This window comes from Novosphingobium sp. P6W, assembly GCF_000876675.2.
In the GTDB taxonomy this organism is placed as follows: Bacteria; Pseudomonadota; Alphaproteobacteria; order Sphingomonadales; family Sphingomonadaceae; genus Novosphingobium.
On sequence record NZ_CP030354.1, the window covers coordinates 600,247 to 613,509 of the forward strand.

The 13,263-nt window shown below is 62.9% G+C and carries 14 protein-coding genes and 2 pseudogenes; 9 read left to right on the forward strand and 7 right to left on the reverse strand.

Annotated features, from left to right (window positions below; genetic code table 11):
* Positions 1-203 precede the first annotated feature (203 nt).
* Positions 204-1,046 (reverse strand): helix-turn-helix domain-containing protein, encoded by an 843-nt coding sequence (locus tag TQ38_RS28370; RefSeq protein ID WP_082058037.1) that lies wholly within the window; start codon positions 1,044-1,046, stop codon positions 204-206.
* 121 nt (positions 1,047-1,167) lie between these two features.
* Here TQ38_RS28370 and pobA point away from each other — a divergent pair, with 121 nt between their 5' ends.
* A complete protein-coding gene (gene pobA, locus TQ38_RS28375) occupies positions 1,168-2,337 on the forward strand; it encodes a 4-hydroxybenzoate 3-monooxygenase (RefSeq protein WP_043981072.1) in 1,170 nt (389 codons plus the stop codon).
* 57 nt (positions 2,338-2,394) lie between these two features.
* Here pobA and TQ38_RS28380 read toward each other — a convergent pair whose 3' ends face one another.
* Genes TQ38_RS28380 through ligK form a run of 3 tightly spaced genes read right to left on the reverse strand, consistent with a single transcriptional unit; the run spans position 2,395 to position 5,021 of the window.
* Positions 2,395-3,270, reverse strand: a complete 876-nt coding sequence (locus TQ38_RS28380; RefSeq protein WP_113942121.1) for an amidohydrolase family protein — start codon at positions 3,268-3,270, stop codon at positions 2,395-2,397.
* Positions 3,263-4,297, reverse strand: a complete 1,035-nt coding sequence (locus tag TQ38_RS28385; RefSeq protein ID WP_205316204.1) for a 4-oxalomesaconate tautomerase — start codon at positions 4,295-4,297, stop codon at positions 3,263-3,265. Before TQ38_RS28385 ends, TQ38_RS28380 begins: the two co-directional genes overlap by 8 nt.
* A 49-nt stretch (positions 4,298-4,346) precedes the next feature.
* Positions 4,347-5,021 (reverse strand): 4-carboxy-4-hydroxy-2-oxoadipate aldolase/oxaloacetate decarboxylase, encoded by a 675-nt coding sequence (ligK, locus tag TQ38_RS28390; protein ID WP_043981067.1) that lies wholly within the window; start codon positions 5,019-5,021, stop codon positions 4,347-4,349.
* Between the two features lie 115 nt (positions 5,022-5,136).
* Between ligK and TQ38_RS31195 the strand changes: the two genes are divergently transcribed.
* From TQ38_RS31195 to TQ38_RS28425, 8 genes and pseudogenes are all read left to right on the forward strand, one after another.
* Complete coding sequence (locus TQ38_RS31195; RefSeq protein ID WP_240198208.1) at positions 5,137-5,739, forward strand: LysR family transcriptional regulator; 603 nt, start codon at positions 5,137-5,139, stop codon at positions 5,737-5,739.
* Positions 5,670-6,284: a LysR substrate-binding domain-containing protein gene (locus TQ38_RS31200; RefSeq protein ID WP_240198209.1), complete on the forward strand. Its 615-nt coding sequence runs from the start codon at positions 5,670-5,672 to the stop codon at positions 6,282-6,284. Before TQ38_RS31195 ends, TQ38_RS31200 begins: the two co-directional genes overlap by 70 nt.
* A gap of 67 nt (positions 6,285-6,351) precedes the next feature.
* Positions 6,352-7,209 carry an NAD(P)-dependent oxidoreductase gene (locus TQ38_RS28400; RefSeq protein WP_043981065.1) on the forward strand — a complete coding sequence of 286 codons (858 nt, stop codon included), beginning with the start codon at positions 6,352-6,354 and terminating at the stop codon, positions 7,207-7,209.
* 3 nt (positions 7,210-7,212) lie between these two features.
* Positions 7,213-8,238 (forward strand): amidohydrolase family protein, encoded by a 1,026-nt coding sequence (locus TQ38_RS28405; RefSeq protein ID WP_043981063.1) that lies wholly within the window; start codon positions 7,213-7,215, stop codon positions 8,236-8,238.
* Positions 8,235-8,681 (forward strand): protocatechuate 4,5-dioxygenase subunit alpha, encoded by a 447-nt coding sequence (ligA, locus tag TQ38_RS28410; protein ID WP_043981061.1) that lies wholly within the window; start codon positions 8,235-8,237, stop codon positions 8,679-8,681. Before TQ38_RS28405 ends, ligA begins: the two co-directional genes overlap by 4 nt.
* 1 nt (position 8,682) lies before the next feature.
* Complete coding sequence (locus TQ38_RS28415) at positions 8,683-9,597, forward strand: class III extradiol dioxygenase subunit beta (protein ID WP_043981059.1); 915 nt, start codon at positions 8,683-8,685, stop codon at positions 9,595-9,597.
* 85 nt (positions 9,598-9,682) lie between these two features.
* On the forward strand, positions 9,683-10,639 hold the full coding sequence (locus TQ38_RS28420; RefSeq protein WP_043981057.1) for a Gfo/Idh/MocA family oxidoreductase: 957 nt from the start codon (positions 9,683-9,685) through the stop codon (positions 10,637-10,639).
* A gap of 134 nt (positions 10,640-10,773) precedes the next feature.
* A pseudogene (locus tag TQ38_RS28425) lies at positions 10,774-10,925 on the forward strand (transposase); the annotation flags it as partial.
* A gap of 139 nt (positions 10,926-11,064) precedes the next feature.
* On the opposite strand, the gene TQ38_RS31370 reads toward TQ38_RS28425, so the two are convergent.
* The 3 genes and pseudogenes from TQ38_RS31370 to TQ38_RS28435 form a co-directional block, all read right to left on the reverse strand.
* Entirely contained in the window at positions 11,065-11,199 is a 135-nt protein-coding gene (locus TQ38_RS31370) for a hypothetical protein (protein ID WP_255418009.1), read from the reverse strand.
* 79 nt (positions 11,200-11,278) lie between these two features.
* Positions 11,279-11,740, reverse strand: coding sequence for a GFA family protein (locus TQ38_RS28430; RefSeq protein WP_043981055.1), 462 nt, complete (start codon positions 11,738-11,740; stop codon positions 11,279-11,281).
* A 41-nt stretch (positions 11,741-11,781) separates the two neighbouring features.
* A pseudogene (locus tag TQ38_RS28435) lies at positions 11,782-13,220 on the reverse strand (coniferyl aldehyde dehydrogenase).
* Positions 13,221-13,263 lie beyond the last annotated feature (43 nt).

Here is a 13,263-nt window from a genome sequence, read left to right on the forward strand (position 1 = left end):
ATCGGAATTGGTACGTGCGGGCTTGGTAAGGCGTCACTACCAAGGCTACCGCGTCGATCATCGCAATCGCGGAGCTCAGCGCCAAGCGGTCTACACCATGACTGAAGAAGCCCAGAGAGCTTTAGCCTAAATCGTAAAGAGCATAGGAGAGCATACCGTTCTTCCGTTGAGGTGTCGGCTTCGATTGCTCGTCAAGAAGCCTGCTAGTGTTGTACCTTATCGGCTGCGGGACGACTTCCAGTCATCCGACGATAAAATCGAGAAAAGTACGACGCATCTGAAAAGCCCAGTTCGTTTGCCACTTGCGAAACAGTTGCATTCGTAAAGCTGAGAAGTCGTCTTGCTTCTAGCACAAGGCGAGAATGAACGAGTTCGGTTGGCGTGCAGTCCAAGCTGCGGCGGCAGATGCGCGTCAGCGTTTTCGCAGTTATGGCGAGCCGCTCAGCATACCAAGCAACGCTACGATGTTCGCACAGATGAATTTCTACCAGTCGCCGAAATGCCACCAACCGCTCTTCGTCAGCGGCTTCAGCTTGCTCCGGTGACGGCAACGACCGGACCAGCGCCTCGGCAAGGACCATGAACAGCGGTTGAGGAGCTTGCCAATCTGCTTGGCAGTCGAGCATTTCCCTGCATAGCCAGGAAACCCGCGCTAGGTTCGTATCAGGAACGGTGCCCCTTGCCCCATAAGTCAGAAGATGGAGAAAAGGATCGTGGGGCCCCAGCGCACGCGAAATGAAACCTGCGGAAAGGGTTAAGACGTGTCCAGCCGTTTCGGGCGAAAACTGGAAACCATGAACGCTTCCGATCGGGACGATCATGTAGCACGGGGCGCGCAGATCCAGCACCAGCCCATCGCAGCGAAACTTCACCTGTCCGCTGGAGAGCAGCAACGCCTGGACACTACGCAAGTGGCGGTGCGGCGCTATTTCCCAATCGTACAACGCGCTGCGCGCCGCAATCGTCTCGATATGCGCAAATTCCGGGACGTCGTCACCCAGCTTTTCCCCGTATAGCACAAAGCTGGGTATTGAAGGCTTCGACATAGGCGTGTCCCAAAAGTACCTGCAATATGAGCCCCCAGTCTCTTTCTGTAAACACGCGACGCTGTCAATTCATGCCCATGCAAGCGCGCCGATCAAGATCGCGCCGCCGGTGGAGACTCTCATGAAAACCCAGGTAGCGATCATTGGCGCGGGACCGGCTGGCCTGCTGCTAGCCCATCTTCTCAAGGCCGAAGGTATCGAATGCGTCGTGCTCGAGCGGCAGACCGGGCCTTATGTGCTTTCACGGATACGGGCCGGCGTTCTGGAACAAGTCACGGTCGGCCTGATGGAGCGCCTCGGCCTGGATGCCCGGCTGAAGATCGAAGGATTGCCTCACGACGGTTTCAACCTCGCCGACGGCGAACGGCTGATCCGCATCGACATGAAGGCCCTGACCGGCAAGCAGGTTGTCGTTTACGGCCAGACCGAACTGACCCGCGACCTGATGGAAGCCGCCGCGCCCCGCGGCCTCGAAGTGATCTACGAGGCGACCGATGTCAGGCTTCACGAGATCGAAGGCGCGGCCCCGTTCGTGACTTACGTCAAAAACGGCACGGAACAGCGGCTCGATGCGCGGTTCATCGTCGGTTGCGACGGCTTCCATGGGCCCTCAAGGCAAGCTATTCCCGCCTCGGCCGGGAACTGGTTCGAGCGCATCTATCCGTTCGGTTGGCTGGGTATCCTGGCGGATGTGCCGCCATGCAATCACGAACTGATCTATGCCAACCACGACCGCGGCTTCGCTCTGGCATCTCAACGTAGCAATGTACGCAGCCGCTACTACATCGACGTGCCGGTTACCGAGAAGATCGAAGACTGGAGTGACGATCGGATCTGGGACGAACTCAGCATGCGGCTCGGCCCGGAAGCCGCCGCGCATATCACGCGCGGCCCCTCGATCGAGAAGTCCATAGCGCCGCTGCGCTCCTTCGTATTCGAGCCCATGCGCCACGGCAGCCTGCTGCTGTGCGGAGATTCGGCGCACATCGTGCCGCCGACGGGGGCAAAGGGCCTGAACCTCGCCGCCAGCGATGTCCATTATGCCGGTGAGGCACTGCGCGCTTTCTTCAAGCACGACAGCGGCGATGCGATTTCAGGATACTCCGAAAAAGCGCTCGCACGCGTCTGGAAGGCGGAGCGGTTCAGCTGGTCGCTAACCAAGCTGATGCACCGTTTCCCGGACGATGGCGATTTCGAGCGCCGCATGCAGATGGCCGAACTGGACTACATCGCGTCGAGCGAAGCCGCCCAGCGTTCGATCGCGGAAAACTACGTTGGCCTGCCGGTCTGATCGGCATCTTCACCAAAGAAGGGCCCAGCCGCCTTAGCACCGGCTGGCCCTCTGATTTCAAAGGTCTTCCGGCCAATAGAGCCGCATCGGGTTGGTGACGAGCAGCTTGCGCTGCAATTCCGCGGTTGGGGCGATGCGCGGGATCATGTCGACGAGATGACCATCGTCGGGGATCGCATCCTGCATGTTGGGATGCGGCCAGTCGGTGCCCCAAAGTACGCGATCCTGATAGTCCGCGACCAGCGGCGCCACGGCATCCGCAAACGCATCCCACGGATCGCCGGCGCCATCGAGGCGATCGGGACAGGTCGCCTTGAACCAGGTATCCTCACGGCTGTTCAGGAGCCCACGGAAGGCCTTGATGTCGGCACCGTCAGGCCCCTGCGTGACGTCTGGGCGGCCCATGTGGTCGATCACCAGCGGAACGGGAACCGCGTCCATGAAAGGGCGCAGTTCCTCCAGTATGTCGGCCTCGAAATAGATCACGACATGCCAGCCTTCCGGCAGGCGCTTCGCCACGTCGAGGAACCTGTCCTTGGGCGCATCGTCGACCAGGCGCTTGAGGAAATTGAAGCGGATGCCGCGGATGCCGCCTTCGTGCAGGGCCTCAAGTTCGGCTTCGGAAATCGCAGGATCGACCACCGCAACGCCGCGCGCCATCCCCTGTGACCTGACGATCGCATGCAGCGTGGCGGCGTTGTCCGTACCGTGGCAGCTGGCCTGAACGATCACATTGCGGGCAAAACCCAGATGGTCGCGCAGCGCGAAGAGTTGATCGGCACTGGCGTCGTCGGGCAGGTACTTCGCCTTGGCACTGAACGGGAACTGCGCCATTGGCCCGAAGACATGACAATGCGCGTCAATCGCCCCGGCCGGCGGTGTGTAGCGCGGCTTCGACGGGGCGCCGTGCCACGAAACGATACGGTCAGACATAGACGATCCCATCCATCAACTTGCGCGCCGTGCGCAGCAGCGCAGCGCTGGTAACCGAACCGTGTTCATCGGTTTCGAGGACGCAGGTCATTTCGCCGGTCGGGTGTTCGACCGACAGGGTCTTACGGAAGCCTGCGCCGATTTCGGCAACTTCCGCGGCCGGGGAGCCTTCCAGCAGGCATGCCGTCGCCACCGAAACGGCGCCCAACACGCCGATCGTGGCATGAGCCCGGTGCGGGATGAAGCTGCGTACCGTCACCGCGCCGCCATTCTTGGGCGGGGCCACGAGCATCATCTTCGGCACGGATTTGTCCTTGACGTCGCCCAGGTTCATCCGTTCGCCCACCGCAAGGCGGATCGCCTCGATGCGGGCCTTCAGGTCCTCATCGGCATCCAGCGTCTCGCGGTCCTCGTAGCCGGTAGCGCCCACGTCCTCGGCCTTGAACACCACGCAGGGCATGCCGTTGTCGATCAGGGTTACGGGCACGCCGTTCACCTCGTCCACCACGTTGCCGGTGGGCAGCAACGCCCCACAGGAGGAGCCCGCAGTATCGCGAAATTCAAGCGGCACCGGCGCATGGGTGCCCGGCACGCCGTCGATCGCGGCGTCGCCGCTGTAAGTCACCGCGCCCCCGGGGGTCTGGACGGTGGCAACGGCGACCTGCCCCGTGTTCTCCATATAGATCGATACGCGCGTCTCGTCGCCCGTGGCTGCGACCAGTCCGCGCTCTATCGCAAAAGGACCGACGCCTGCCAGGATGTTGCCGCAGTTCTGCGCATCCGTGACGATCGCCTGATCGACGAACACCTGCAGGAACAGGTAGTCTACATCGATACCTTCCCGTGCCGATCTCGCCACCACGCCGACCTTGCTCGTCAGCGGATCGGCGCCGCCCATGCCATCGATCTGGCGCGGGTCCGGAGACCCCATCGCACCCAACAAGAAAGCATCACGCGCGGCCGTATCGGCGGGGAGGTCTGACTTGAGGAAATATCCGCCCTTGGATGTCCCGCCGCGCATCCACATGCACGGCGCCGACGCCGGGCCCGGCCTTCCATCCCTACTGGGAGAAGGATCAGACATACTTAAGCCCTTCCTTCTCCAGGCGTTCGCGCATCTTGTACATGTCGAGCCCCAGAATGCCGTTTGCCAGCTTCTCGCGCTTTTCGCCTTCGTTAGCTTCGCGGGCCTGTGCGGCAGCCAGCACTTCGGCGGCTTTTTCACGCGGGACCACGCAGACACCGTCATCGTCCGCGACGATCACGTCGCCCGGCTGGACGGCGGCATTGGCACATACGACCGGCACGTTGACCGAGCCGAGCGTGTTCTTGACGGTACCCTGAGCATAGACAGCCTTGGACCAGACCGGAAAATCCATCTCGGTCAGGTCACGTATGTCGCGCACTCCGGCATCGATGATCAGGCCACGGCAACCACGAGCCTGCGCGCTGGTCGCCAGCAGGTCCCCGAAGTAGCCGTCCTCGCAGGGGCTGGTGGGCGCAAGCAGGAGGATGTCGCCATCTTTCAACTGTTCGATCGCAACGTGAACCATCCAGTTGTCACCCGGCGCCGCGCTAATCGTCACGGCCGACCCGGCGATCCGCGCACCGCGATAGATCGGGCGCATGTAACTGGCCAGCAGGCCGGTGCGGCCCTGTGCTTCATGGACGGTGGCGACACCGCACTGCGCGAGGCCGTCGATCACCGCGGGGTCGGCGCGCTCGATGTTCTGAACGACGATACCACTCATTTCAGCCACTCCTTTTCCATCCTCACCAGATGGCCCTCCGCTGCTCACGAGGGAAAGAGAACTTTGGCAAGTGCGATTGGATTTGGCTAAGAGTAGCTGCATGGACATCTGGACTTTGAACCTGCGGCACCTCCAGGCAGTCGAGCGGATAGCCACCCTGGGAACGGTCAACGCGGGCGCGGACGCAGTGAACCTCAGCCAGCCCGCCATCACGCAGGCTCTCGGCCGACTGGAAAGCGCGCTTGGCGTGCCGCTGTTCGAGCGCCGTCACGACGGCATGATTCCGACACCTGCAGGCGAAATGCTCGTCCCGCGCATATCAGCGGCCACTCGATATCTTCGCAGTCCGCATATCACGATGTCGCGGATGCGAGCGATGATCGCCGTGGCGGAAACCGGCAGCTACTCTGGCGCCAGCCAGGTCACGGGGCTTTCGGTGCCATCGATCCACCGGGCGATCGGCGACCTTGCCCTCGGACTGCGGCGGGCCCTTGTCACGCGCCGCGGCAAGTTCGCGATACCGACCGCCGCGGGCAACCTGCTTGCCCGCGAATTCCGGCTGGCCCAGGTGGAACTGAGACAGGACTGTCGGAAGTCGAAGCTTTGCGCGGTAACGAGTGCCGGCGCATCGCCATCGGCGCGATGCCGTTGTCGCGCGCGCGCATCCTGCCCGCAGCCGTCGCCCGCTTCCTGGCGCGCCGCCCGCAGGTGCGGCTGACCATCGTCGAGGGATCGCGCGCAGAACTGGTAGAGCCGCTCCGCAGCGGCGTGATCGACGTCATGGTCGGTGCCCTGCGCGACCCGCTTACCGAGCCGGACCTTGCCCAGCATCGGCTGTTCGACGACGTTCCCGCTTTCTACGCCAGGGATGGCCACCCGTTGGCGAGCACCGACCCCGCTGGTGCGGACATGGCGCGGTTCCCGTTCACGCTGGCCCCACCCGGCACGCCGCTGCGCGATAGCTTCGAGGGCTATTTCAACGACCTTGGCCTGCCGCTGCCTAGCGTTCCGATCGAATCCGGCTCGGTGATGATGATCCGACAGGTGCTGATGGGTACGGATTTCATCACCCTGCTCTCCTCCGATCAGGTCGCCGTGGAAGTCGAGGCGGGGTGGCTGCGGCGGCTTGCGCCCCTGCCCGGCCGGTTCGCGCGCACAATCGGCATGACCACCCGCACGTCGCTGCTCCCCAGCGAGGTGCAGAAAGAGTTCCTGGCCGATCTGAAGGACGCTGCAGCGGATTGCGGCACGCATGACAATTAGCCCGGTGTTATCGGTATTCGCCAGTTCCGATTTGCTGGCAGGGGTCAATGCCGTCACCTAGGGGGACATGAGAGGAAGCATTGCCCTGATCGGGTTCGGCGAGGCCGGGTCGACTTTCGCCCGAGCTGGCGCATGGGGCCTGCGCGCGGCGGCATTCGATATGGCGGCCTCGCGCCGCGCCTTGATCCGTGAACTGAACGTGACGCCATGCGACAGTGCGACACAAGCACTTTCAGGCGCTACCCTTGTACTTTCGCTGGTCACTGCCGATCAGGCGTTGCACGTCGCCCATGAATGCGCGGGGCTTATGCCGCCCGAAGCCGTGTTCTGCGACATGAACTCGGTGGCCCCGGGCACCAAGCGCGAAGCGGCTCGGTCCTTCGCCGAGTTGGGCAGGCGCTATGTCGACGTTGCCGTGATGGCGCTGGTCAATCCGGCGCATATGGCCGTGCCGCTGAACATTTCCGGACCGGATGCGCTTGAAGCGGAAAGCCTGCTGCGCGGCGCCGGTTTCACCAGGACCAACGTGGTTGGCGACGCCATCGGTCGAGCCTCGGCTATCAAACTGGTGCGCTCGATCATGGTCAAGGGGATCGAGGCACTCACGGCAGAAATGATGCTCGCCGCTGATGCCGAAGACGTGGCGGACGCCGTCCTGGCCTCCCTCGACGCCAGCGAGAAGTCCATAACCTGGGCCGAACGGGCGGACTACAACCTCGACCGCATGATGGTCCACGGCCGCCGCCGTGCCGCTGAGATGGCTGAGGCAGCCCAGATGCTGCGCGACCTGGGCATCGAACCGGTCATGACCGATGGCATCGTGGTGCGCCAGCAGGCGCTGGGCGGGCTGGTCATCGAACCGCCGCCTGAAGGCCTCGCGGCTAAGCTTGCGGTCATAACAGCGCCATCCAAGGGAGAGAACTGAGCCATGTCGCTCGTTATCGACTGTCACGGTCACTACACCGTCCTGCCCAAGCCCCATGACGCATGGCGCGAGGCGCAGGTCGCCGCTTTCAAGGCGAGCGAGCCGACCCCCGCTTACCCCGAAATTTCCGATGACGAAATCCGCGAGACGATCGAGCAGAACCAGCTCAAGCTTATCAAGGAGCGCGGGGCGGACCTGACCATCTTTTCTCCCCGGGCCTCGGCCATGGCGCACCATGTCGGCGACCAGGCGATTTCCGAGGAATGGGCGTTCCACTGCAACAACCTGATCGCGCGCGTGGTGCAGCTGTTCCCCGAGACGTTCGCGCCCGTCTGCATGTTGCCACAGTCGCCCAAGGCCGACCTGACAGCCTCGATCAAGGAACTGCGCCGCTGCGTCGAGGAATTGGGTTTCATCGGCTGCAACCTCAATCCGGATCCGGGCGGCGGCCACTTCGAGCACCCGCCGCTGACTGACGAATACTGGTTCCCGATCTATGAGGTCATGTCGGAACTGGACGTGCCGGCGATGATCCATGTTTCGGGTTCGTGCAACCCGGCGATGCACGCCACCGGCGGTTTCTACATCGCCGCCGACACCGTGGCTTTCATGCAGCTCATGCAAGGCGACCTTTTCGCGCAGTTCCCGAAGTTGCGCTTCATCATTCCGCACGGGGGCGGCGCTGTGCCCTATCACTGGGGCCGCTATCGGGGCCTTGCGGACATGCTGAAGAAGCCCAGCCTCGACGAGTATATCATGAACAACGTGTTCTTCGACACCTGCGTCTATCACCAGCCTGGCATCAATCTGCTGGCCGACGTGATCGCCAACAAGAACATCCTGTTCGGGTCCGAAATGGTCGGCGCCGTGCGCGGTATCGACCCGCAGACCGGCCACTACTTCGACGACACGAAGCGCTATGTCGACGCTCTCGACATCACCGACGAGGAGCGCCACGCGATCTTCGAAGGCAACACCCGCAAGGTCTTTCCGCGCCTCGACGCCCAGTTGAAGGAACGCGGCCTGTGAGCGGCCCCAGAAACATACACGAGTATCTCGGCGAGTTCGACGACATTCCCGGCACCCGGGTCTACACCGCCGCACGGGCGCGCCAGGGCTATCACCTCAACCAGTTCGCAATGAGCCTGATGAAGGCCGAGAACCGCGTCCGCTGGCTGGCGGACGAGGCCGGGTACCTCGACGAATGGCCGATGACGCAGGACCAGAAGGTGGCCGTGCTCGCGCGCGACTACAACCGCCTGCTCGACCTTGGCGGCAACATCTACTTCCTCGCCAAGGTGTTCTCCACCGACGGCCTCAGCTTCCTGCAGGCGGTCTCGACGATGACCGGCATGAGCGTGGAGGACTATTCGGCGATGATGAACGCCGGCGGCCGCTCGCCCGAAGGGGCGCGCTCGATCAAGGCCACCCGGGACGCAGAAGGCGACGCTGACAACAAGGAGCTTCGCTGAGATGGCCCGGATCACCGCCGGCATCGCGTCGAGCCACGTTCCCTTGCTCGGCGTTGCCGCCGACCATGGCAAGGACCGCCACGCCTACTTCGCCCCGATTTTCGCAGGGTACGACTGGACCCGCGAGTGGATCGCCCGACCCGAAATCAAGCCCGACGTCGTGATCCTGGTCTACAACGACCATGCATCCGCGTTCGACATGAAGATCATCCCGACGTTCGCGATCGGCTGCGGCGAGCGCTACAGGCCTGCCGACGAAGGCTGGGGGCCGCGCCAGGTGCCCGAGGTGGAAGGCCACCCCGACCTCGCCTGGCACATCGCCCAGAGCCTCGTGCTCGATGAGTTCGACATGACCATCATCAACGAGATGGACGTCGACCACGGCCTGACCGTGCCGCTCACCATGATGTACGGTGCGCCCGAGGCCTGGCCCGCAAAGGTGATCCCGCTGGCGGTCAACGTGGTCACGTATCCGCCGCCGTCGGGCAACCGTTGCTGGGCGCTGGGCGAAGCGATAGCGCGCGCGGTGCAATCCTATGGCGAGGACCTCAACGTCCAGATCTGGGGCACCGGCGGCATGAGCCACCAACTCCAAGGGCCCCGTGCGGGGCTGATCAATGCCGAGTGGGACAACATGTTCCTCGACGGGATGGTCGGCTCCACGCAGAAGCTGCGTACCATCCCGCACATCGAATACCTGCGCGAGACCGGCTCGGAAGGTATCGAGATGGTCATGTGGCTGATCATGCGCGGCGCCCTTGGACGCGAAACGAAGGCGCTGCATCGGCATTATCACGTGCCCTGCTCGAATACCGCAATCGGCCACCTCGTGCTCGAGCCGATCGACGGCTCCGTGCCACCCAGCCCGACGCTGGAAGGCAACAACGCCGCAGCTCAGGCGCTGATCGACAGCTGATGCTTTTTGCGCCGCCACTCGCCCCACGAGCGGTGACGGTGTCGTCGTAGATCCCTCCCTTTTAGAGAATACCAAGGAGAACCCCATGCGTATCGCTCTCGTCGGCGCCGGTGCTTTCGGTGAAAAGCACCTCGACGGCCTCAAGAACGTCGACGGCGTCCAAATCGCGTCGGTCATCAGCCGCTCGGCCGAACAGGCAGCGCAGGTCGCCGCCATGTACGGCGCGCCGCATTCCGGCACCGACCTCGCCGAGGCCCTCACCCTGCCCGACGTCGACGCCGTGATCCTCTGCACGCCGACGCAGATGCACGCCGAACAGGCCATCGCCTGCATGAACGCGGGCAAGCACGTCCAGGTCGAGATTCCGCTTTCGGATTCGTGGGAAGACGCGCAGGCAGTGGTCGCAAAGGCCGAGGAGACGGGCCTGGTCTGCATGGTTGGGCACACCCGCCGCTTCAATCCGTCGCACCAGTACGTCCACAACAAGATCACGGCAGGGGAACTGACGCTCCAGCAGATGGATGTGCAGACCTACTTTTTCCGTCGCAAGAACATTAACGCCAAGGGCCAGCCGCGCTCGTGGACCGACCACCTGCTGTGGCACCACGCCGCCCACACTATCGATCTGTTCGCCTACCAGTCGGGCAGGATCGTTACCGCAAACGTGATGCAGGGGCCCAAGCATCCTGAACTCGGCATCGCCATGGACATGTCGATCCAGCTCAAGGCCGAGACTGGCGCGATCTGCACACTGTCGCTGTCGTTCAACAACGACGGGCCGCTGGGCACGTTCTTCCGCTACATCGGCGATAATGCCACCTACATCGCCCGCTATGACGACCTGGTAAACGGCAAGGAAGAACCGATCGAGCTCGACGACGTCGCTGTGTCTAAGAACGGCATCGAGCTTCAGGACCGCGAGTTCGTGACCGCCATCCGCGAAGGGCGTGAGCCCAATTCGTCGGTCAGCAAAGTGCTCGACTGCTACCGCGTGATCGGCAAACTGGCCGAAAGCCTTGAAGCGGCGGACGGCTGGTCGTGATCTTCGAAAAACGCCTCTTTACATGGACGGTCAAGTCCATCCGGCTAGCGCATGAAATAGCTTCGGCGTTGACTGTGCTGCCATAGCGGCCATGTTCGGTGATGCTAACGATACCGGCTGAAGCGTTTTTGCCGTACGTGTGGCTGGATGCCGCTTCCATTAGAGTTCGCCGAGACTGCCGGATCGCATCGGTTGCCGTAATCATCGCGGTCGGCGTGAACAGTGACGGCCGCCGTGAAGTGCTCGCATGAAGAGCGGTCGCGCCGAGGCGGAGGTTTTCTGGACCACTTCTACCTAGCCGGGCCCGCCGAGCCATACGAGCGTGAAGCCCGTGTGCAAGGTTTGGCGCGTTGAAACTGACCATGTCCGGCCGAGCGGCCAGCGTGTCTCATCCGGTCGCAACGGTCTTTCAGTTATTAATTTGATTAGGAAGGGCGCCGCACAACCAGGTCATCGCACATCGCGTTGTCGGCGGCAGGCGCGCGCAGGGTCAGAAAGCAGACCACCGCGGCGAGCGCCGCCATCTCGGGAAGCGGAATGGCTTGTTCTGTAGAGCGCATAGGAAGCCTCCCGACAGTGCATCCGACCAGTGCCCGCACGGATCGCCGTCGATCGTCGACGTGATCCTCGACAACAACCTCACAATCCTCTCATGATCAGCTTTCCGACCGCGAATTCACTCGACCAATATCCGCTGTACTTCGGCACGCTATCGGACATCTCTACGATGCGGCGGTGATAGAACATATCGAACTGGACCGGCGGCAGACGGGCCTCCGGCTCGAAATTACTTGCCGGGATGAACATAACCTTGAACGGTCCCGCGCCAGCAATCTCCACGACGGGCTTATTGCAAGTCCGGCATACTCCCCGATCGAAGTTCGGCGGAGAGCGGTACTTCTTGAAAGAGATGTTGCCGGCATTGTTCAGGGTCACATCCTTGGCGTTGACGGCCACCACATCCGCGTAGGGCTTGCTGTTGAACGCCTGGCAGATCAGGCAGTGGCACCGGAACCTCGCTTTCGGCACAGCCTTTACCTCGATGGAGCAGGCGCCGCATTCGCAGGAGCCGCGTAGCGGCGTCGATGTGTGGGTGGTCATGGGCTGATGCTCCCGAGCATGATGTGATGACAGGGCGTTGCTCACCGCAGTACCATGTTGAGGATGGTATCGATCGGTCGCCTGAAAGGCGCGCGAAGCAGGGTCGCGAGATTCCAACGACCCTGCTCATAGATGCCCTTAGCGTGGCTGAGGGTGCGGAAGCCCTCGACGCCGTGGTATGCGCCCATGCCGCTGGGACCGACGCCGCCGAAGGGCAGGTCGTCCTGGGCGATGTGCAAGATCGTGCCGTTGATGGTGACGTTGCCGGAGGTCGTTCGGTTCAGGACCTTGCGCCGATCGTCGTTATTGGCTCCAAAATAGTAGAGCGCGAGCGGCCGGGGCCGATCGTTGACATAGGCGATCGCTTCGTCGATGTCGCGATAGGAGAAGATCGGCAGGACCGGGCCAAAGATCTCCTCATGAGCGAGGCGCATGTCGTCGGTGACGCCGAGCACCACGGTCGGGGCCAGCGTGTTGGGGCGACGGGATGCATCGCCGGGCCGATTACCAACCTCTATGATCCGCGCCCCTTTGGAGCCGGCGTCCTCGAGCAGGCCCTGAAGCCGGGTATGGTGCCGCTCATTGACGATCGAGGTGTAGTGCTCGCTCGTCGGGCCGTCCGCGTAGAAGGACGCCACCTGTCGGCCATAAGCCGCAACGAACGCCTCGACATCGTCTTCGTTGACCAGCGCGTAATCGGGGGCGATGCACGTCTGGCCGGCGTTGACCAGCTTGCCGAACACAATGGCCGCCGCCGCTCGGTCGAGAGCATAGCCCTTGGCGACGATAGACGGTGATTTACCCCCCAACTCCAGCGTCACCGGGACAAGGTTGTCGCTGGCGGCCTTCATCACTGCCCGGCCCACCGCGGTGCTGCCGGTGAAGACGAGATGGTCGAACGGCAGGGCCGTGAAGGCCGCTCCCACCGCCGCATCGCCGGTGACGATCGCGAACTGGTCCTCCGGGAAAATCTCGCCGAATATCTTTGCGAGCAGCGCATTGGTGACGGGCGTGAACTCCGAGGGTTTCAGCATCGCCCGGTTGCCGGCGGCGATGGCCGTGGCCACCGGCATCAGCGCGAGGTTCACTGGATAGTTCCAGGGGACATGACGCCGACGACGCCGAGCGGCTGATACTCGACGCGGGCCTTACCCATTCGCATCGTCATAGCGACGTGGCGGCGGGTCGGAGCCATGAACCGGCGAAGATTGCGGATCAGATATTTGACGCCTTCGGCGACGCCCACGACCTCCATAATCGCCGTTTCATACCGTGAGCGATGGCCGAAATCAGATTTGATGGCCTCTTCGATGGCTCCGCGGTGCCCTATGAGCGCGGCCCTGAATTTCGTCAGGGCAGCGCGTCGCTGCGCCAACGAAGGCGCTCCGTCACGCAGGAAGGCAGCACGTTGGCTGGCGAGGAGACGGCCCAGCCGATCAGCGCCGGTGTTTTTTCGATGGCGTCCATGGGCCGCTCCGATGTAGACGAGAGAAACTTATCCCTTGGATTAGGCTCATAAGTAT

Coding starts and splice junctions, on each gene's coding strand:
- TQ38_RS28430 (WP_043981055.1), bottom strand. CDS start 11,740: ATGACCACCCACACATCGACGCCGCTACGCGGCTCCTGCGAATGCGGC.
- TQ38_RS31370 (WP_255418009.1), bottom strand. CDS start 11,199: ATGCGCTCTACAGAACAAGCCATTCCGCTTCCCGAGATGGCGGCGCTC.
- TQ38_RS28385 (WP_205316204.1), bottom strand. CDS start 4,297: ATGTGGATGCGCGGCGGGACATCCAAGGGCGGATATTTCCTCAAGTCA.
- pobA (WP_043981072.1), top strand. CDS start 1,168: ATGAAAACCCAGGTAGCGATCATTGGCGCGGGACCGGCTGGCCTGCTG.
- TQ38_RS28420 (WP_043981057.1), top strand. CDS start 9,683: ATGCGTATCGCTCTCGTCGGCGCCGGTGCTTTCGGTGAAAAGCACCTC.
- TQ38_RS28370 (WP_082058037.1), bottom strand. CDS start 1,046: ATGTCGAAGCCTTCAATACCCAGCTTTGTGCTATACGGGGAAAAGCTG.
- TQ38_RS28400 (WP_043981065.1), top strand. CDS start 6,352: ATGAGAGGAAGCATTGCCCTGATCGGGTTCGGCGAGGCCGGGTCGACT.
- ligK (WP_043981067.1), bottom strand. CDS start 5,021: ATGAGTGGTATCGTCGTTCAGAACATCGAGCGCGCCGACCCCGCGGTG.
- TQ38_RS28405 (WP_043981063.1), top strand. CDS start 7,213: ATGTCGCTCGTTATCGACTGTCACGGTCACTACACCGTCCTGCCCAAG.
- TQ38_RS28380 (WP_113942121.1), bottom strand. CDS start 3,270: ATGTCTGACCGTATCGTTTCGTGGCACGGCGCCCCGTCGAAGCCGCGC.
- TQ38_RS28415 (WP_043981059.1), top strand. CDS start 8,683: ATGGCCCGGATCACCGCCGGCATCGCGTCGAGCCACGTTCCCTTGCTC.